This is a genomic window from Pseudomonas sp. S2_F07 (assembly GCF_054668325.1).
This window is the reverse complement of the sequence record NZ_CP162758.1, coordinates 971,883-990,003: the sequence shown is the minus strand read 5'-3', so window position 1 is coordinate 990,003 and position 18,121 is coordinate 971,883. Positions and strand designations below refer to the sequence as shown.

The window sequence follows — 18,121 nt, the reverse complement described above, 5'->3', positions numbered from 1 at the left end:
ACTCTACCCTGAGGTGATTGGCAGGCTCTGGTCTGCCGCCTCGGGACACTGAGCCTCATGTACAAAGACTTGAAATTCCCGGTGCTGATTGTCCATCGCGACATCAAGGCCGACAGCGTCGCCGGCGACCGCGTGCGGGGGATTGCCCGGGAGCTGGAGCAGGAAGGGTTCAGCGTCGTTTCGGCGGTGGACTACACCGAAGGACGTTTGGTGGCATCGACTTACCATGGCCTGTCCTGCATGTTGATTGCCTCCGAGGACGCCAGTACCCACTCCCATTTGTTACAAAACATGGCCGAACTGATCGGTCTGGCGCGGGTGCGTGCGCCGGATCTGCCGATCTTCGCCCTGGGCGAAAAGGTGACCCTGGAAAACGCGCCCGCCGATGCCATGGCCGAGCTCAATCAGTTGCGCGGCATTCTTTATCTGTTTGAGGACACCGTGCCCTTTCTCGCCCGGCAGGTGGCCCGCGCCGCGCGCAAATACCTCGATGGCTTGCTGCCGCCGTTTTTCAAGGCGCTGGTGCAACACACGGCCGATTCCAATTACTCCTGGCACACCCCCGGTCACGGCGGTGGCGTGGCGTATCACAAAAGTCCGGTCGGGCAGGCGTTTCACCAGTTTTTCGGGGAAAACACCCTGCGCTCGGATCTTTCGGTGTCGGTGCCGGAGCTCGGCTCCTTGCTCGATCACACGGGTCCCCTGGCTGAAGCCGAGGCCCGCGCGGCACGCAATTTTGGCGCCGATCACACCTTTTTCGTGATCAATGGCACCTCCACGGCCAACAAGATTGTCTGGCACTCGGTGGTCGCCCGCGATGACCTGGTGCTGGTGGATCGCAATTGCCACAAGTCGGTGCTGCACTCGATCATCATGACCGGCGCGATCCCGCTGTACCTGTGTCCGGAGCGTAATGAACTGGGGATCATCGGCCCGATTCCCCTGAGTGAGTTCAGTCGCGAATCGATCCAGGCCAAGATCGACGCCAGCCCGCTGACCAAGGGCCGTTCACCGAAGGTCAAGCTCGCGGTGGTGACCAATTCGACCTATGACGGCCTCTGCTACAACGCCGAGCTGATCAGGCAGCAACTGGGCAATAGCGTTGAGGTGTTGCACTTCGACGAGGCCTGGTACGCCTATGCGGCGTTTCATGAGTTCTTTGCCGGGCGCTACGGTATGGGCACCTCCCGTGATGAGGACAGCCCACTGGTGTTCACCACCCATTCGACCCACAAGTTGCTGGCGGCCTTCAGCCAGGCATCGATGATTCACGTGCGCGATGGCGGTGCGCGGCAACTGGACCGGGATCGCTTCAACGAAGCGTTCATGATGCACATCTCGACCTCGCCGCAGTACGGCATCATCGCCTCGCTGGATGTGGCGTCGGCGATGATGGAAGGGCCGGCCGGGCGTTCGCTGTTGCAGGAAATGTTCGACGAAGCCCTGAGTTTTCGCCGGGCGCTGGCCAATTTGCGCCAGCACATTGCCGCGGATGACTGGTGGTTCTCGATCTGGCAACCGCCGACGGCGCAAGGCATCGAGCGGGTCGTCACCGAGGACTGGTTGCTGCAACCCGATGCCGACTGGCACGGCTTTGGCGGCGTGACCGACGATTATGTGCTGCTCGACCCGATCAAGGTCACGCTGGTGATGCCGGGGTTGACCGCCGGTGGCGCCCTCAGCGAGCGCGGGATTCCGGCGGCGGTGGTCAGCAAGTTCCTTTGGGAGCGCGGCCTGGTGGTCGAGAAGACCGGGCTGTATTCGTTCCTGGTGTTGTTCTCCATGGGCATCACCAAGGGCAAGTGGAGTACGCTGCTCACCGAGCTGCTGGAGTTCAAGCGCAGCTACGACGCCAACGTCAGTCTGGCCAACTGCCTGCCCTGCGTGGCGCAAGAGAATGTCGCTCGCTATCAGGGCATGGGGCTGCGTGATCTGTGTGATCAGTTGCATGCCTGTTATCGCAGCAATGCCACCGCCAGGCACCTCAAGCGCATGTACACCGTACTGCCGGAAGTCGCGATGAAGCCGGCGGACGCCTATGATCAATTGGTGCGAGGTGAAGTCGAAGCCGTGTCGATCGATGCGCTGGACGGGCGGATCGCCGCGGTGATGCTGGTGCCGTACCCGCCCGGCATTCCGCTGATCATGCCGGGCGAGCGTTTTACCGAGTCGACCCGCTCGATCATCGATTACCTGGCGTTTGCCCGCACGTTTGATAGCAGTTTTCCGGGGTTCGTCGCTGATGTGCACGGATTGCAACATGAAGATCAGGGCAGTGGACGGTGCTACACCGTCGATTGCATCAAGGAATGAGGACCTTTCCCAGTATGCAACCGGTAATAAATCCGAATTATCCAGGGTTGTCGGTACGGGTTGCCGACGAAGGTTTTGCCGCCTATATCTGGGGCAGTGATTTCAGTTTTGAAGTCGCGGCCTACGGTGCGGCACAAATAGGAGCGCCGGTGGCCCAGTGGCAGGTCACCCCGATCACGCCTTATCGCAAGTGCTACGGCATCGATCCCGAGGAATTCAGCAGCTATCGCGATGCCGCCGATAGCGCGATTTTCATGGCGTATCTGGATGACCAGCCCGTGGGGCACCTGGTGGTCAGTACCAACTGGAACGGCTTTGCCCATATCGACGAACTGGCGGTGCACGCACCGGCCCGGCGACATGGTGTGGCCAAGGCCCTGCTGGATGTGGCGCAATTCTGGAGCCGCAAGAAGAAACTCCCGGGCATCATGCTCGAAACCCAGAACAACAACCTGGGGGCCTGCAGGCTCTATGAGCGCTGCGGTTACGTGATCGGCGGGATCGACCACCTGCGCTATCGCGGCATCGATCCGAACACCGCCGAAGTGGCGCTGTTCTGGTATCGATTGTTCGAAAATCCGCTGGAAAACCCGTTCAGTTCGTCAGCATCGCCGCGGCTTGTTCCGTGACGATGGTCAACAGTGCCTGAACCGCCGGAGAGGGTTCGGCGTTTTTCAGGGTCAGGGCGTAGAGACTGACCGGGATCGCTGGTGCCAGCGGGCAGGCGTCCAGGCCCGAGGCTTTGGCGCCGAGGGCGGTGAAGGGGTCGACGATGGCCAGCCCTTCGCCGGCCTCGACCATACTGCGCATCATCTGATGCGTCTGGACCCGGGTCTGGATCACCGGGGCAGGCCGCAAGCCATGCAGTTTGTTTTCCAGCGCCGGGCTCAACGGGTCGTGCCCCTCCAGGCCAATCATCGATTGACCGGCCAGATCCTGCAGTGAAATGTATTTCTGTTTCGGTTGCAGCCAGCCATGGGGGGCGAGCAGCTGGAGTTTGCCTTGGGCAATCACCTGGCAATCGAGGTCGGCGTGATCGGGGTCATGCAGGCTCAGGCCCAGATCGCTTTCACGCAGCAGCAGGCTTCTGACGATGTCGCGGGTGGGCTGGCTCAGCAGAGTGCAAGGCGCGTCGGGCAGGCGTCGGCGCAGGGCTGCGATACTGTGTGGCAGCAATTGGTTGGCCAGGGGCGGGGTGCAGATGATGCGCAGCGGCGGCGCCAGGTATTGCCTGAGGCTGTTGGCCAGGCGCTGCACCGGTTCGAGCGCGTCGTAGACCCGGGCAATTTCCACCTGCAGTTCCCGTGCTTCGCGGGTGGCCTGCAATCGCCCGCGCACGCTGGCGAACAGCATGAAACCCAACTGATCCTCGGCGTCGCGCAGCAAACGCTCGACTTCGGCCACTGGCAACTGCAGCCATTCGGCGGCGGTGCCCAGGTGACCGGTCTGCAAGAGCGCCTGGATCACTTCGATATGGCGTAAGCGCATGCGTGAAGTCCATGTTCAGCAGGTGGAGGAGTCAGTGGCTGAATCCTACCCCAAGTCCGCGCATATGACTTCTGCTCATAACGACGGGTTATGAAACGCTGACGGTTTGCGGTTCGCGGGTAATGGTCACGCCGGTTTGCACCAGCATGAATTCATTGTCGTCGACCTTGTTGACACGGTCGCCAATGGCCAGTTTGTAGGTGGTGACAGGGCCTGAACCATCTACCGCCGGGGTGGAGTCCTGGAACTCGTGCACCGAATAAATACGGCCTTGCGCGTCTCTTGCATGGAACTGACCGACGAGTACTGCTGCCATCTGCTTAGAACCTCTGGAGATAAATCACTCAATTTGCGGCACTGTAGACCGTGCTTGGGCGAGGTAAGTTTTCCTACGGGAAAAAAATAGTCAGGGACGGTGTTTTCGCTCGCCCGCTGCTTGAATCGTCATCTATAACTACAAGCTCTTCCTATCGGACAGTCGAGAAACTCTTATGAGCAACGTCTATACGATCGCCGTCGTGGTCGGCAGCTTGAGAAAGGAATCGATCAACCGCAAGGTCGCACGGGCCCTGATAGAGCTGGCGCCGGCCAATCTCAAGCTCAACATCGTCGAAATTGGCGATCTGCCGCTCTATAACGAAGACATCGATGGCGCTTCACCGCCGGCAGCCTACAGCACTTTCCGACAACAGGTGAGCTCATCCGACGCGGTGTTGTTCGTGACCCCGGAATACAACCGTTCGGTACCGGCGCCGTTGAAAAATGCGATTGACGTCGGTTCTCGCCCTTATGGCAAGAGTTCGTGGAGTGGCAAGCCCGGCGCCGTTATCAGTGTTTCGCCGGGGGCCGTCGGCGGGTTTGGTGCCAATCACAACCTGCGTCAATCCATGGTGTTTCTGAATGTGCCGATGATGCAGCAGCCGGAAGCCTATCTGGGTGGCGCCGGTTCGGCGTTCGATGAGGCGGGCAAGTTGTCCGAATCAGTCAAGCCGTTCTTGCAAAGTTTCATCAATGCCTATGGGCAATGGGTCGAGCAGCACAAGAAAGTCTGATGGTCATTGGCCGGCGCTTTGTCCTGCGAAGCGCCGGGTGGTTATCTCTTTAGGTCGGGTTGGGCCCTTCGCGAGCAAGCCCGCTCCCACAGGGATCTTCGGTGGATACAAGACTTGTGTTCGACTGGGGCCCAAATGTGGGAGCGGGCTTGCTCGCGAAGAGGCCGGATCAGGCAATGCAAGACTCAACCCTGTCCCGGCACATTCGGCCAAAGGTCCGCCACCAAAAACAGACGTTCAGCCTCTTCCCAGTCGCCGCTGGCATTCTCGGTCAGGCGCACCAGCAACTGTGCTGGCGCCAAGGGGTCCAGTTCATCCAGCCACGCCTGCATCTGTCCGGGGTTCCAGGTGTGCTCGGCCGAATAATGCGCTGGCGCCAGCCAGGCGTGGCGGGGCAGGGGTTGCCAGCGACCGGGCGGACTCTGGGCCAACAACGCCGGCCAATCCTTTTGATGCAACCAGCGACCGCGCAAATGCTGCGGATGGGCACCCGATGGCGGGGCGGCCTGACCGGGCCACGGATACAGCAAGTACCCGCCCAGCCACAAATGCGCACTGAAGGCCTGGATATCCAGCGCCGCCAGCACTTCACGGCTCTCGGGGCGCGCGGAAATCGGCAATTGATGCTGGCTCAGGTGGGCCAGTTTGCGGTCGAGCCGGTCGTGGCAGCCCGGGCCCAGCCATTGGGAGGTGTCGTGTCCGTCGCCGGATTGCGGGCCGAGGTAGAGCTTGATCGCAAGTTCCAGGTGGTGCACGCCGTCGCGGTCGCGCAGCAGCATGTCCAGTTCACCCAGGGTGTGCCCCTCGCGGCGAATCGGCAGGTTGGCGGCAATCAGTTCAATGCCTGGAGCATGCTCCACGGCGAATTGCCAGAGGCGTTCGTAGTACAGGCCCAGGCGTCGGGTTCGGGCCTGGGCGAGCCAGTGCAGCAGGCCATAACTGTCCCGGTCCAGCTGCCGCAGCCAATGTTCCAGCCGATCCGGAGCCTGCACCCAGTCGCTGCCGGCCAGCGGGTGGCGCTGCGGCCACGGGGTATCGTCCAGCATGGGCGGCGCGAGGATGACCCACGCCAGGTCACGCACTTCGGGATGGCGTAACTGATGGGGCAGGTGGAGCAAATCGGGAAATAGCATCATCTTGCGAGCATAGCCCGAAACCCGGGCACACCCTTGAAGCTGAAAGGATTTTGTCTACGGGCGGCTTTCGCCCATAATCGTGGTTTTCGCCGCCACGCAGATCCCCGCAGGAGCCCCATGGAGCAATTTCGCAATATCGGCATCATCGGTCGCCTGGGCAGTTCCCAGGTGCTGGATACCGTCCGCCGACTGAAACGGTTTCTGCTCGATCGTCATCTGCACGTGATCCTCGAAGACACCATCGCCGAAGTGCTGCCAGGGCACGGCTTGCAAACTTCGTCGCGCAAGATGCTCGGCGAAGTCTGCGACATGGTCATTGTGGTCGGTGGTGACGGCAGCCTGCTCGGTGCCGCCCGTGCGCTGGCCAAGCACAATATTCCGGTGCTCGGTATCAACCGCGGCAGCCTGGGCTTTCTCACCGACATCCGTCCCGATGAGCTGGAAACCAAGGTCGCCGAAGTGCTGGACGGCCACTATCTGGTGGAAAACCGCTTCCTGTTGCAGGCCGAAGTCCGTCGCCACGGCGAGGCCATCGGCCAGGGCGATGCACTCAATGATGTGGTGCTGCACCCCGGCAAATCCACGCGAATGATCGAGTTCGAGCTGTACATCGACGGACAGTTCGTCTGCAGCCAGAAGGCCGACGGCCTGATCGTTGCGACGCCGACCGGATCCACCGCCTACGCGTTGTCCGCCGGCGGGCCGATCATGCATCCCAAGCTCGACGCTATTGTGATTGTGCCGATGTACCCCCATACCTTGTCGGGTAGACCGATCGTGGTCGATGGCAACAGTGAGCTGAAAATCGTCGTGTCCAAGGATATGCAGATTTACCCGCAAGTCTCGTGCGACGGGCAGAACCACTTCACCTGCGCGCCGGGCGACACCATCACCGTCAGCAAGAAAGCCCAGAAACTGCGGCTGATTCACCCGCTGGACCACAATTACTACGAAGTCTGCCGGACCAAGCTCGGCTGGGGCAGCAAGTTGGGGGGTGGAGGCGACTGATGCTCGATCCCGCGCGTAGCTACGACCTGATCGGTGACGTGCACGGTTGCGCCCTGACCCTGGAGCACTTGCTCGACCGACTCGGTTATCACAAACAGGGTGGCGTCTGGCGGCATGCCTCGCGCATGGCGGTGTTCGTCGGCGATATCATCGACCGCGGCCCGCGGATTCGCGAGGCACTGCACATCGTCCACGACATGGTCGAGGCCAGTCAGGCGCTGTGCATCATGGGCAACCACGAGTTCAATGCGCTGGGCTGGGCGACGCCGGCGTTGCCCGGCAGCGGCAAGCAGTTCGTGCGCGAGCACACGCCGCGCCATGCCCGCTTGCTGCACGAAACCCTGACCCAGTTCGAAAACCATCCGGGCGACTGGCACGACTTCCAGCAATGGTTCTACCAGTTGCCATTGTTCGTCGATGCCGGGCGTTTTCGCGTGGTCCACGCCTGCTGGGACGCCGGGTTGATCGAGCCGCTGCGGGCATTGTTCCCCAACGGTTGCGTCGACGAGCATTTTGTCCAGGCGTCGGCGGAGTCGGGCTCTTTTGCCTGCACCGTATTCGACCGGCTGTTGCGCGGTACGGACATGCGCTTGCCCCATGGCCTGACCATGACCAGCGGCGACGGCCTGGTGCGCTCGTTCTTCCGGACCAAGTTCTGGGAAGACGATCCGAAAACCTACGGCGATATCGTGTTCCAGCCGGATGCACTGCCCGAACCCGTGGCCCGGACCCCGTTGACGTCCACTGAAAAGAACAGTTTGCTGCGCTACGGCATCGATGAGCCGCTGTTGTTCGTCGGCCATTACTGGCGCAGCGGCAAGCCGGCACCGATCCGGCCGAACCTGGCCTGCCTGGATTACAGCGCGGTGCTGTACGGCAAACTGGTTGCCTACCGACTGGATCAGGAAACCCGCCTGGATCCGCAAAAATTCGTCTGGGTCGATGTCGAGCGGCCGGAGGTGCTGCAATGAGTGCTGTAGCGGTATTGCGTCTGCCCCTGGCGGTGGACTTGAGCGGGTTCGTCACCCTGCTCAAGCGCATGCAAGTGCCCCACCGGGTCAGCGAAGAAGCTGGCGAGCAGGTGCTGTGGGTGCCGGACAACATCAGCGAAGACGTGCGTGCGTTGTACGAACGTTTTCCGGCGGGCGATCCCGACCAGCAACTGGACATTCCGGTGGCGCAAACCGTCAAGCGCCCGGGCTTCGTCGAGCAGTTGAAATACGCCAGGGCCACTGCGCTGGTATTGCTGCTGAGCATGATCGTCGGCGCGGTCACCTTGCTCGGCGACAACCTTGAAACGCTGCGCTGGCTGACCTTCCTCGAATTCCGCGTGGTCGGCGAGTACATCCATTTCACGCCACTGGCCGACAGCCTGGCGGCGGGGCAATGGTGGCGCCTGGTCACGCCGATGCTGATCCACTTCGGCATCCTGCACCTGGCGATGAACGGCATGTGGTACTGGGAACTGGGGCGGCGCATCGAGTCGCGCCAGGGCAGTATCAACCTGATCGGCCTGACCTTGCTGTTCAGCCTGGTGTCCAACTTCGCCCAGTATTTGTTCAGCGGCCCGACCCTGTTCGGCGGTTTGTCCGGCGTACTGTACGGCCTGCTCGGGCATTGCTGGATCTTCCAGCTGCTGGCGCCGAACCCGGCCTATCGCCTGCCGCGTGGCGTGCTGGTGATGATGCTGGTGTGGTTGCTGCTGTGCCTGTCCGGGCTGGTGTCGATGATCGGCTTCGGCGAAATCGCCAACGCGGCCCACGTCAGCGGGTTACTCATCGGATGCTTCACCGGTTTGTTGGGCGGTTTGTATAACCGCCGTAAACTGGCCGCCTAATTTAAGAACATGCAATAAAGAGACGGAGACCCAATGTCCTCTTTTAACGAAATGATCAACAACATCACTCCCGATATCTACGAGAGCCTGAAACTGGCCGTGGAAATCGGCAAATGGTCCGACGGTGGCAAGCTCACCGCCGAACAACGCGAGCTGTCGCTGCAGGCGATGATCGCCTGGGAAATCCAGAACCTGCCCGAGGACCAGCGCACCGGTTACATGGGCCCGCAGGAATGCAGCTCGAAGTCGATTCAAGTGCCCAATATCCTGTTCAAGTCGGATGCCATCCATTGATCGAGATTGGCCGCGGTGCAATCAGCAAAATGTCGGCGCGCCTGGACGGGCCGAACGTGCAATACGCTTTCCGTCTGGGCGAAACCGAGGTTCCGGTCAATCCGTTGATCGGCACCACGGTGCGCCTGGAATACCTGGGGGCGATCCACTGCACCCATTGCGGACGCAAGACCAAGACCAGTTTCAGCCAGGGTTACTGCTACCCGTGCATGACCAAGCTGGCCCAGTGCGACGTGTGCATCATGAGCCCGGAGCGCTGCCACTTCGAGGCCGGCACTTGCCGGGAACCTGAGTGGGGCGAGAAGTTCTGCATGACCGATCACGTGGTGTACCTGGCCAACTCGTCGGGGGTGAAAGTCGGGATTACCCGCGCCACCCAGTTGCCGACCCGCTGGCTCGACCAGGGTGCGAGCCAGGCCTTGCCGATCATGCGCGTCTCGACCCGCCAGCAGTCCGGCTTCGTCGAAGACCTGTTCCGCAGTCAGGTGGCCGACAAGACCAACTGGCGTGCTTTGCTCAAGGGCGATGCGGCGGCGGTGAACCTGGCCGAAGTCCGCGATCGACTGTTCGAGAGCTGCGCTGAAGGCTTGCTCGGGTTGCAGCAGCGATTTGGCTTGCAAGCGATCCAGCCGGTGACCGACGTCGAACCGTTGGAAATCCGCTACCCGGTCGAGCAGTACCCGGCGAAGATCGTCAGCTTCAACCTGGACAAGAACCCGATTGCCGAAGGCACGCTGATGGGGGTCAAGGGCCAATACCTGATCTTCGATACCGGCGTGATCAACATTCGTAAATACACGGCTTATCAGCTCGCCGTGCATCAGTAAGGACTCCAGCATGCGCACCGAACAACCGAAGATGATCTACCTCAAGGACTATCAGGCGCCCGAGTACCTGATCGACGAAACACACCTGACCTTCGAGTTGTACGAGGACCACAGCCTGGTCCATGCGCAACTGGTGATGCGCCGCAACCCCGAGCGTGGTCCGGGCCTGCCGCCGCTGGTGCTGGACGGCCAGCAGCTGGAACTGCTGTCGGTCACCCTGGCCGACCAGGCGCTTTCAGAGGCGCAGTATCAGCTGACCGAGAATCACCTGACCCTGCACCCGACCAGCACCACTTTCACGGTCGACACCAGCGTCCGGATCCACCCGGAAACCAACACTGCGCTCGAAGGCCTGTACAAGTCCGGCACGATGTTCTGCACCCAGTGCGAGGCCGAAGGCTTTCGCAAGATCACCTATTACCTCGACCGCCCGGACGTGATGAGCACCTTCACCACCACGGTCGTCGCCGAACAACACAGCTATCCGGTGCTGCTGTCCAACGGCAACCCGATCGCTTCCGGTCCCGGTGAAGAAGGCCGGCACTGGGCAACCTGGGAAGACCCGTTCAAGAAGCCGGCGTACCTGTTCGCGCTGGTGGCCGGTGACCTGTGGTGCGTCGAAGACAGCTTCACCACCATGAGCGAGCGTAATGTGGCGCTGCGCATTTATGTCGAGCCGGAAAACATCGACAAGTGCCAGCACGCCATGAACAGCCTGAAGAAGTCCATGCGCTGGGACGAAGAGGTCTACGGTCGCGAGTACGACCTGGATATCTTCATGATCGTCGCCGTGAATGACTTCAACATGGGTGCCATGGAGAACAAGGGCCTCAACATCTTCAACTCCAGCGCCGTGCTGGCCAAGGCTGAAACCGCCACCGATGCCGCGCACCAGCGGGTCGAGGCGATCGTCGCCCACGAATACTTTCACAACTGGTCGGGCAACCGCGTGACCTGCCGCGACTGGTTCCAGTTGTCGCTCAAGGAAGGCTTCACGGTGTTCCGCGATGCCGGTTTCTCCTCGGACATGAACTCGGCCACGGTCAAGCGCATCCAGGACGTGGCGTACCTGCGCACCCACCAGTTCGCCGAAGACGCCGGCCCCATGGCCCACGCCGTGCGCCCGGACAGCTTTATCGAGATTTCCAACTTCTACACCCTGACCGTGTACGAAAAGGGCTCGGAAGTGGTCGGCATGATCCACACCTTGCTCGGCGCCGAAGGCTTTCGCAAAGGCAGCGACCTGTACTTCGAACGCCACGACGGCCAGGCCGTGACCTGCGATGACTTCATCAAGGCCATGGAAGATGCCAATGGCGTTGACCTGTCCCAGTTCAAGCGTTGGTACAGCCAGGCCGGTACACCGCGGCTGGCGGTAACCGAGTCCTACGACGCCGCCGCGAAAACCTACAGCCTGACGTTCCGCCAGAGCTGTCCGCAAACCCCGGACAAGGTTGAAAAACTGCCGTTCGTGATCCCGGTCGAACTGGGCCTGCTGGATTCCAAAGGCGCGGCTATTGCCCTGCGTCTGTCCGGTGAAGCTACCGCCCAAGGCACCTCGCGGGTCATTTCGGTGACTGAAGCCGAGCAGACCTTCACCTTCGTCGACATCGCCGGACAACCGCTACCGTCGTTGCTGCGCGGCTTCTCGGCACCGGTGAAGCTGAGCTTCCCGTACAACCGCGACCAGTTGATGTTCCTGATGCAGCACGACAGCGACGGCTTCAACCGCTGGGATGCTGGCCAGCAATTGTCGGTGCAGGTGCTGCAAGAGTTGATCGGCCAACAGCAGAAGGGCGAAGCGCTGGTACTCGATCAGCGTCTGGTGTCGGCGCTGCGCACGGTGCTCTCGGACGAGTCGCTGGATCAGGCCATGGTCGCCGAAATGCTCTCGCTGCCAAGCGAAGCCTACTTGACCGAAATCAGCGACGTGGCGGACGTCGAAGCGATTCACACCGCCCGCGAGTTTGCCCGCAAGCAATTGGCCGATGCGTTGTTCGAAGGCCTGTGGCTGCGTTACCAGGCCAACCGCGAGTTGTCGAAGCAGACTCCGTACGTGGCCGAGGCCGAGCACTTCGCTCGCCGCGCGTTGCAGAACATCGCATTGTCCTACCTGATGCTCAGCGGCAAGCCGGAAGTTCTGGCGGCAACCCTGGAGCAGTTCGATGCGTGCGACAACATGACCGAGCGCCTGACCGCGCTGGCCGTGCTGGTCAACTCACCCTTTGAAGCCGAGAAGGCCAAGGCGCTGGCCAGCTTCGCCGAGCACTTCAAGGACAACCCGCTGGTCATGGATCAGTGGTTCAGCGTGCAGGCCGGCAGTGTATTGCCGGGCGGTCTGGAGCGTGTGAAAGCGCTGATGCAGCACCCGGCGTTCAACATCAAGAACCCGAACAAGGTGCGGGCGCTGGTCGGTGCGTTTGCCGGGCAGAACCTGATCAACTTCCACGCGGCCGACGGTTCGGGGTATCGCTTCCTGGCGGATCTGGTGATCGAGTTGAATGGCTTTAATCCGCAGATTGCTTCTCGGCAGTTGGCGCCTTTGACTCGCTGGCGCAAGTACGACAGTGCTCGTCAGGCTTTGATGAAGGGGGAGTTGGAGCGGATTCGGGCTTCGGGGCAGTTGTCCAGTGATGTGTTTGAAGTGGTCAGCAAGAGTTTGGTCTGAGTCTGTTCGTGACCTTGGCGGCCTTCGGGCCGACCAGGGTTGTGGGTTGATTGAGTACATATCCGTTGCTGCGGTAACGGCGGCTTATGGTTTCGCCCTGACGGCGAGTCACTTTTTTTACAAGCGCCTAAAAAAGTAACCCAAAAAACGCTCGCCCCGAACGTACGGCCCCTCGCTTGGGCTCGGGGTTCCTTCGCTCCGGCATTCATCCGGGGGCATCGCCTCCGGTCGGCTTCGCTCGACCTCCTCTCGATGTGTTCGGCTGCGCCGAACGGCGCTGCGCGCCCACCCCCGGATGAACGCCTCCGCTCAGCCTGCCGAGGGGGCGGGTGGATCAAGATCAAAAGCTGCAGGCGAGCTAACGCTCGGCCTGATGAGTGGTGAGAGGCGGCGCGGTGTGGGCTGTTCTGCCTTTGCTTTTTTGTGGGAGCGGCGGTGCGGCGATCCCACAGTTGACCAGTGTCAGGCGCAAAATCCGTGTACAACCACGTCCCCTGTGGGAGCGAGCTTGCTCGCGATGACGGCCTGTCAGCCAACTCAACTCTCAAAGGCGAACGAACCCCGCAAACAGGCCGGCCGGTAGGCCGCCTCGCTTTGGCTTTTGATCTTGATCTTCTTGCCCCCTCGAGAGGCCGAGCGCAGGTTCTGCGCAGTGGGCAACCCGGCATGGATGCCGGGTTAGCCGCCGCCGGCCATGGATGGCCGATGGCGGCGGGTCCACGGAGCAGGACCGGAGCGAGGGCATGCCGAGCCTAAGCGAGGCACCGAACGTAAGGGGCAAAGCGCTTTGGTTACTTTCGCGCTTTTCGAAAGTGACCCGCCGTAAGGGCGGAACCAATAGCGGCCGTAACCGCAGCAACGGATATGTACCCCAAACCCCAAACCCCAAACCCGCAATCACCCCACCTGATACCCAACCATTCAGAACAACCCCCCATCCCCCCGGTTAACAAAACATAACGTGGCGTCGATTGTCAGACATGAAAAAACACCGATAGGATAGGCCAGCTTCCGAAGGGGCTCTGGATTGCGGGTTTCAGGACTATGCTCTGAAACAGCCGGTCCAGACACGCACCCTTGCGGCGCCCAGAAAGGTTGAACGACCTAACAATAATAATGGGAGAAGGTCTATGAGTGAGCCTGTCATGGGTGTGGGTATCTGCCGCCCGCCGGCACTACGCAAATTCGCGTTGCTGGCCACAGCGCTCTCGCTGTTGGGCTCTGCCATGCTGTCGGCGCCTGCGCTGGCCGCGGCGGCGCCAGCATCCGATGTTGTTTATTCCATTGAATCCGCCAAGGCTGCCAAAAGCCTGATGCTCGATGTCGTCCACGCCGGCAAGCGCCTGGTGGCGGTCGGGGATCGTGGGCACATCCTGTATTCCGATGACCAGGGCGCTACCTGGACCCAGGCCAAGGTCCCGACCCGGGCCCTGCTGACGTCGGTGTTTTTCGTCGATGACAAGCACGGCTGGGCCGTCGGTCATGACGCGCAGATCCTCGCCAGCGAGGACGGCGGCGCGACCTGGACCAAGCAATTCGAAGATCTGACACGCGAATCGCCGCTGCTCGATGTCTGGTTCAAGGACGTTGACAGTGGCTTTGCCGTGGGCGCCTACGGCTCTCTGATGGAAACCACCGACGGTGGCAAGCATTGGGAAGACGCCAGCGATCGCCTGGACAACGAAGACCAGTACCACCTGAATTCGATCGCTGCGGTCAAGGACGCCGGGCTGTTCATCGTCGGCGAGCAGGGCAGCATGTTCCGTTCCGCGGACTGGGGCCAGACCTGGGAGAAACTCGAAGGTCCGTACGAAGGCTCGCTGTTCGGCGTGATCGGCACGGCGCAGCCCAATACGCTGCTGGCCTACGGTCTGCGCGGTAACCTTTACCGTTCCACGGACTTTGGCAGCAACTGGGAGCAGGTCGAGCTCAAGGCTGAACGTGGCGACCTGGAGTTCGGGCTGTCCGGCGGTACGCTGCTCGACGACGGTTCCATCGTGATCGTCGGCAACGGCGGCTCGGTGATTCGCAGCAGCGACAATGGCGAAACCTTCAAGGTGGTCAACCGTCCGGACCGTATTTCGGTTTCGGCAGTGACGGCGGCAGGCAATGGCAATCTGGTTCTGGCCGGGCAGGGCGGCGTTCGCGTCACCTCGCCGAGCGGCACCGAGTCGGGCAAATGAGCCGGGTTAATAATAAGAAGGCGGAGCTATGACTTCCTTGAGTACTCATCACCAGGACAAGGCGACGTTCCTCGAGCGCCTGATCTTCAACAACCGCCCGGCAGTGATCACGATCTGCCTGCTGGTCAGTATTTTCCTGTTCTGGCAGGCGACGCTGATCCGTCCGTCCACCAGCTTCGAAAAAATGATCCCGCTGGAGCATCCCTTCATCCAGAAGATGATGGAGCACCGCAACGATCTGGCGAACCTGGGCAACACCGTGCGGATCTCGGTGGAAGCCACCGATGGCGACATCTTCTCCAAGGAGTACATGGAGACCTTGCGTCAGATCAACGACGAAGTGTTCTACATCTCCGGTGTCGACCGTTCCGGCCTCAAGTCGCTGTGGAGCCCGAGCATTCGCTGGACCGAAGTGACTGAAGAGGGCTTCGCCGGCGGTGAAGTGATTCCGCAGAGCTACAATGGCTCCCAGGCCAGCCTCGACTTGCTGCGCAACAACGTGCTCAAGTCCGGTCAGGTCGGACGGTTGGTGTCCAACGATTTCAAGTCGAGCATCGTCGACATTCCATTGCTGGAGTCCTACCCGGACCCGCAGGACCAGGGCAAGCTGCTGGCGCTGGACTATCGCCAGTTCTCTCACGAGCTTGAAGACAAGATCCGCACCAAGTTCGAAGCACAGAACCCGAACGTGAAGATCCACATTGTCGGTTTTGCCAAGAAAGTCGGTGACCTGATCGATGGCCTGGTGATGGTGGTCATGTTCTTCGGCATCGCCTTCGTCATCACCCTGATCCTCCTGCTGTGGTTCACCAACTGCCTGCGCAGTACCGTCGCCGTGTTGAGCACGACGCTGGTGGCAGTGGTCTGGCAACTGGGCTTGATGCACTTCTTCGGCTTCGGGCTCGACCCCTATTCGATGCTGGTGCCGTTCCTGATTTTCGCCATCGGTATTTCCCACGGCGTACAGAAGATCAACGGGATCGCCCTGCAATCGAGCGAGGCGGACAACGCCCTCACGGCGGCGCGCCGTACGTTCCGTCAATTGTTCCTGCCGGGGATGATCGCGATCCTCGCCGATGCCGTGGGTTTCATCACGCTGTTGATCATCGATATCGGTGTGATCCGTGAACTGGCCATCGGCGCATCCATCGGTGTGGCGGTGATCGTGTTCACCAACCTGATCCTGCTGCCGGTGGCGATTTCCTATGTCGGCATCAGCAAGCGTGCGGTCGAGCGCAGCAAGAAAGACGCGGTGCGCGAGCATCCGTTCTGGCGCCTGCTGTCGAACTTCGCCAGCGCCAAGGTTGCCCCGGTTTCCATTCTGCTGGCATTGATCGCCTTTGGCGGCGGCCTGTGGTACAGCCAGAACCTGAAAATCGGCGACCTCGACCAGGGTGCACCGGAACTGCGTCCGGACTCGCGCTACAACAAGGACAACAACTTCATCATCAACAACTACTCCACCAGCTCCGATGTGTTGGTGGTGATGGTCAAGACCAAGTCCGAAGGCTGCTCGCGCTATGAAGCCATGGCGCCGATCGACGAGCTGATGTGGAAGATGCAGAACACCGAGGGCGTGCAGTCGGCGATTTCCCTGGTGACCGTGTCCAAGCAAATGATCAAGGGCATGAACGAGGGCAACCTGAAATGGGAAACCCTGTCGCGCAATCCTGATGTGCTGAACAACTCCATTGCCCGCGCCGACGGCCTGTACAACAACAGCTGTTCCCTGGCGCCGGTGCTGGTGTTCCTCAACGATCACAAGGCCGAGACCCTGGATCGCGCGGTGCATGCGGTGCAGGAGTTCGCCAAGGAAAACAACAAGGAAGGCCTGGAGTTCATCCTCGCCGCCGGTAACGCCGGGATCGAGGCGGCCACCAACGAGGTAATCAAGAAGTCCGAGCTGACCATCCTGATCCTGGTGTACATCTGTGTGGCGGTCATGTGCATGATCACCTTCCGTTCGTGGGCGGCGACATTGTGCATCGTGCTGCCGCTGGTGCTGACCTCGGTACTCGGCAACGCCCTGATGGCCTTCATGGGCATCGGCGTGAAAGTCGCGACCCTGCCGGTCGTGGCGCTCGGGGTGGGGATTGGCGTGGACTACGGCATCTACATCTACAGTCGCCTGGAAAGCTTCCTGCGTGCCGGCCTGCCGCTGCAAGAGGCGTACTACCAGACGCTGAAGTCCACCGGTAAGGCGGTGCTGTTCACCGGCCTGTGCCTGGCCATCGGCGTGTGCACCTGGATCTTCTCGGCCATCAAGTTCCAGGCCGACATGGGCCTGATGCTGACCTTCATGCTGCTGTGGAACATGTTCGGTGCGCTGTGGCTGTTGCCGGCACTGGCGCGATTCCTGATCAAGCCCGAGAAACTGGCGGGGCAGAAGGGCAATTCGTTGTTTGCCCACTGATCCATGCTGAAATGAAAAAGCCGCAACCTCAGGGTTGCGGCTTTTTTATTTGGGCGAAGATCAAAAGATCGCAGCCTTCGGCAGCTCCTACATTGATCGAATACACCCACAATTAATCGGTGTAGGCAATCCCACGTAGGAGCTGCCGAAGGCTGCGATCTTTTGACTTTGCCATTACGAAGGATCGCTACCCAGCACCACATTAAGCGCACTGCGCGCATCATCGAGTTGCACCAGCGTCGCATGCCGCGCGCCTAGGGCATCGCGGTTTTCGATGGCGGTCAGGATCGCCTTGTGCCGGGGCAGCGCCAGTTCATGCAGGTTCGGCCGCTGGTTGGAATGCTTCAAGGCTTCGGCGATGGCCACCGAGAGCATGTTGCACAGGTTGGCCAGCAGGTCGTTGTGCGTGGCATCGGCGATGCGACTGTGGAAGTCCAGGTCCGGCTGCAACAGAGCCTCCGGCGTCGGCGCGGCTTCCATGCGCTGGTAGGCCTCACCGATGGAGGCAATGTCCGCTTCCGTGGCGAATTGCGCGGCGAGGGCGGCAGCGGCCGGTTCGATGATGCTGCGCACGCTGGTCAGCAGGTCGAAAAACTGATTCTGCGGACTGCTTTGCATCAACCAGTGCAGCACGTCCGGATCGAGCATGTGCCAGTCCTTGCGCGGCTTGACCACGGTGCCGACCCGCGGGCGGGAATACACCAGGCCCTTGGCGACCAGGACCCGGGTGGCCTCACGCAACACCGGTCGGCTGACCGCATATTCTTCGCACAACAGTGCTTCGGCGGGCAGCTTGTCGTCCGGCAGGAAACGTCCCGAGACGATCTGCATGCCCAGCTCCTGGACGATGCGCGAGTGCATGCTTTTGCGGTCGGAGGGTTTGCGGTAATCCATGGGAAACG

15 protein-coding genes are annotated in these 18,121 nt (G+C 61.0%); 11 read left to right on the top strand and 4 right to left on the bottom strand.

Translation table 11 applies throughout. The annotated features are described in order from the left end of the window. Positions 1 to 57: 57 nt before the first annotated feature. Both AB4O40_RS04220 and AB4O40_RS04215 read left to right on the top strand, forming a co-directional pair. Positions 58 to 2,313, top strand: a complete 2,256-nt coding sequence (locus AB4O40_RS04220; protein ID WP_056727642.1) for an Orn/Lys/Arg family decarboxylase — start codon at positions 58 to 60, stop codon at positions 2,311 to 2,313. A gap of 14 nt (positions 2,314 to 2,327) precedes the next feature. Then, positions 2,328 to 2,942: a GNAT family N-acetyltransferase gene (locus AB4O40_RS04215; protein WP_056727640.1), complete on the top strand. Its 615-nt coding sequence runs from the start codon at positions 2,328 to 2,330 to the stop codon at positions 2,940 to 2,942. Here the strand turns inward: AB4O40_RS04215 and AB4O40_RS04210 are convergent. Further along, positions 2,908 to 3,801, bottom strand: coding sequence for a LysR family transcriptional regulator (locus AB4O40_RS04210; RefSeq protein ID WP_460055902.1), 894 nt, complete (start codon positions 3,799 to 3,801; stop codon positions 2,908 to 2,910). The genes AB4O40_RS04215 and AB4O40_RS04210 overlap by 35 nt on opposite strands. An 88-nt stretch (positions 3,802 to 3,889) precedes the next feature. Further along, positions 3,890 to 4,117 (bottom strand): hypothetical protein, encoded by a 228-nt coding sequence (locus tag AB4O40_RS04205; protein WP_056727634.1) that lies wholly within the window; start codon positions 4,115 to 4,117, stop codon positions 3,890 to 3,892. 175 nt (positions 4,118 to 4,292) lie between these two features. Here AB4O40_RS04205 and AB4O40_RS04200 point away from each other — a divergent pair, with 175 nt between their 5' ends. Further along, positions 4,293 to 4,853, top strand: coding sequence for an NADPH-dependent FMN reductase (locus AB4O40_RS04200; RefSeq protein ID WP_056727632.1), 561 nt, complete (start codon positions 4,293 to 4,295; stop codon positions 4,851 to 4,853). A gap of 185 nt (positions 4,854 to 5,038) precedes the next feature. Here AB4O40_RS04200 and AB4O40_RS04195 read toward each other — a convergent pair whose 3' ends face one another. Further along, positions 5,039 to 5,989, bottom strand: a complete 951-nt coding sequence (locus AB4O40_RS04195; RefSeq protein ID WP_056727630.1) for a DUF1853 family protein — start codon at positions 5,987 to 5,989, stop codon at positions 5,039 to 5,041. Positions 5,990 to 6,106: 117 nt separating this feature from the next. Between AB4O40_RS04195 and AB4O40_RS04190 the strand changes: the two genes are divergently transcribed. The 8 genes from AB4O40_RS04190 (at position 6,107) to AB4O40_RS04155 (ending at position 17,219) form a co-directional block, all read left to right on the top strand. After that, complete coding sequence (locus AB4O40_RS04190; protein ID WP_008016128.1) at positions 6,107 to 6,997, top strand: NAD(+) kinase; 891 nt, start codon at positions 6,107 to 6,109, stop codon at positions 6,995 to 6,997. Then, a complete protein-coding gene (locus AB4O40_RS04185) occupies positions 6,997 to 7,968 on the top strand; it encodes a metallophosphoesterase (RefSeq protein WP_460055907.1) in 972 nt (323 codons plus the stop codon). The genes AB4O40_RS04190 and AB4O40_RS04185 overlap by 1 nt, the downstream gene beginning before the upstream one ends. Next, positions 7,965 to 8,834 carry a rhomboid family intramembrane serine protease gene (locus AB4O40_RS04180; protein WP_056727625.1) on the top strand — a complete coding sequence of 290 codons (870 nt, stop codon included), beginning with the start codon at positions 7,965 to 7,967 and terminating at the stop codon, positions 8,832 to 8,834. The genes AB4O40_RS04185 and AB4O40_RS04180 overlap by 4 nt, the downstream gene beginning before the upstream one ends. 33 nt (positions 8,835 to 8,867) lie before the next feature. Continuing rightward, positions 8,868 to 9,128: a YeaC family protein gene (locus AB4O40_RS04175; RefSeq protein ID WP_056727623.1), complete on the top strand. Its 261-nt coding sequence runs from the start codon at positions 8,868 to 8,870 to the stop codon at positions 9,126 to 9,128. After that, positions 9,125 to 9,955 carry a DUF2797 domain-containing protein gene (locus AB4O40_RS04170; protein ID WP_056727622.1) on the top strand — a complete coding sequence of 277 codons (831 nt, stop codon included), beginning with the start codon at positions 9,125 to 9,127 and terminating at the stop codon, positions 9,953 to 9,955. Before AB4O40_RS04175 ends, AB4O40_RS04170 begins: the two co-directional genes overlap by 4 nt. Before the next feature lie 10 nt (positions 9,956 to 9,965). Beyond that, positions 9,966 to 12,623, top strand: coding sequence for an aminopeptidase N (pepN, locus tag AB4O40_RS04165; protein WP_056727621.1), 2,658 nt, complete (start codon positions 9,966 to 9,968; stop codon positions 12,621 to 12,623). A gap of 1,130 nt (positions 12,624 to 13,753) precedes the next feature. Then, positions 13,754 to 14,806 carry a WD40/YVTN/BNR-like repeat-containing protein gene (locus tag AB4O40_RS04160; protein WP_056727619.1) on the top strand — a complete coding sequence of 351 codons (1,053 nt, stop codon included), beginning with the start codon at positions 13,754 to 13,756 and terminating at the stop codon, positions 14,804 to 14,806. Positions 14,807 to 14,834: 28 nt separating this feature from the next. Then, positions 14,835 to 17,219: an efflux RND transporter permease subunit gene (locus AB4O40_RS04155; protein ID WP_056727616.1), complete on the top strand. Its 2,385-nt coding sequence runs from the start codon at positions 14,835 to 14,837 to the stop codon at positions 17,217 to 17,219. 174 nt (positions 17,220 to 17,393) lie between these two features. Here the strand turns inward: AB4O40_RS04155 and AB4O40_RS04150 are convergent, their stop codons facing one another. After that, positions 17,394 to 18,113, bottom strand: a complete 720-nt coding sequence (locus AB4O40_RS04150; protein ID WP_156385876.1) for a FadR/GntR family transcriptional regulator — start codon at positions 18,111 to 18,113, stop codon at positions 17,394 to 17,396. Between the last annotated feature and the right edge of the window lie 8 nt (positions 18,114 to 18,121).

Excerpts from the sequence above, each read along its gene's own strand:
- AB4O40_RS04185 (WP_460055907.1), top strand. The coding sequence starts at position 6,997 with ATGCTCGATCCCGCGCGTAGCTACGACCTGATCGGTGACGTGCACGGT.
- AB4O40_RS04155 (WP_056727616.1), top strand. The coding sequence starts at position 14,835 with ATGACTTCCTTGAGTACTCATCACCAGGACAAGGCGACGTTCCTCGAG.
- AB4O40_RS04220 (WP_056727642.1), top strand. The coding sequence starts at position 58 with ATGTACAAAGACTTGAAATTCCCGGTGCTGATTGTCCATCGCGACATC.
- pepN (WP_056727621.1), top strand. The coding sequence starts at position 9,966 with ATGCGCACCGAACAACCGAAGATGATCTACCTCAAGGACTATCAGGCG.
- AB4O40_RS04205 (WP_056727634.1), bottom strand. The coding sequence starts at position 4,117 with ATGGCAGCAGTACTCGTCGGTCAGTTCCATGCAAGAGACGCGCAAGGC.
- AB4O40_RS04190 (WP_008016128.1), top strand. The coding sequence starts at position 6,107 with ATGGAGCAATTTCGCAATATCGGCATCATCGGTCGCCTGGGCAGTTCC.
- AB4O40_RS04180 (WP_056727625.1), top strand. The coding sequence starts at position 7,965 with ATGAGTGCTGTAGCGGTATTGCGTCTGCCCCTGGCGGTGGACTTGAGC.
- AB4O40_RS04200 (WP_056727632.1), top strand. The coding sequence starts at position 4,293 with ATGAGCAACGTCTATACGATCGCCGTCGTGGTCGGCAGCTTGAGAAAG.
- AB4O40_RS04150 (WP_156385876.1), bottom strand. The coding sequence starts at position 18,113 with ATGGATTACCGCAAACCCTCCGACCGCAAAAGCATGCACTCGCGCATC.
- AB4O40_RS04210 (WP_460055902.1), bottom strand. The coding sequence starts at position 3,801 with ATGCGCTTACGCCATATCGAAGTGATCCAGGCGCTCTTGCAGACCGGT.
- AB4O40_RS04215 (WP_056727640.1), top strand. The coding sequence starts at position 2,328 with ATGCAACCGGTAATAAATCCGAATTATCCAGGGTTGTCGGTACGGGTT.
- AB4O40_RS04175 (WP_056727623.1), top strand. The coding sequence starts at position 8,868 with ATGTCCTCTTTTAACGAAATGATCAACAACATCACTCCCGATATCTAC.
- AB4O40_RS04160 (WP_056727619.1), top strand. The coding sequence starts at position 13,754 with ATGAGTGAGCCTGTCATGGGTGTGGGTATCTGCCGCCCGCCGGCACTA.
- AB4O40_RS04195 (WP_056727630.1), bottom strand. The coding sequence starts at position 5,989 with ATGATGCTATTTCCCGATTTGCTCCACCTGCCCCATCAGTTACGCCAT.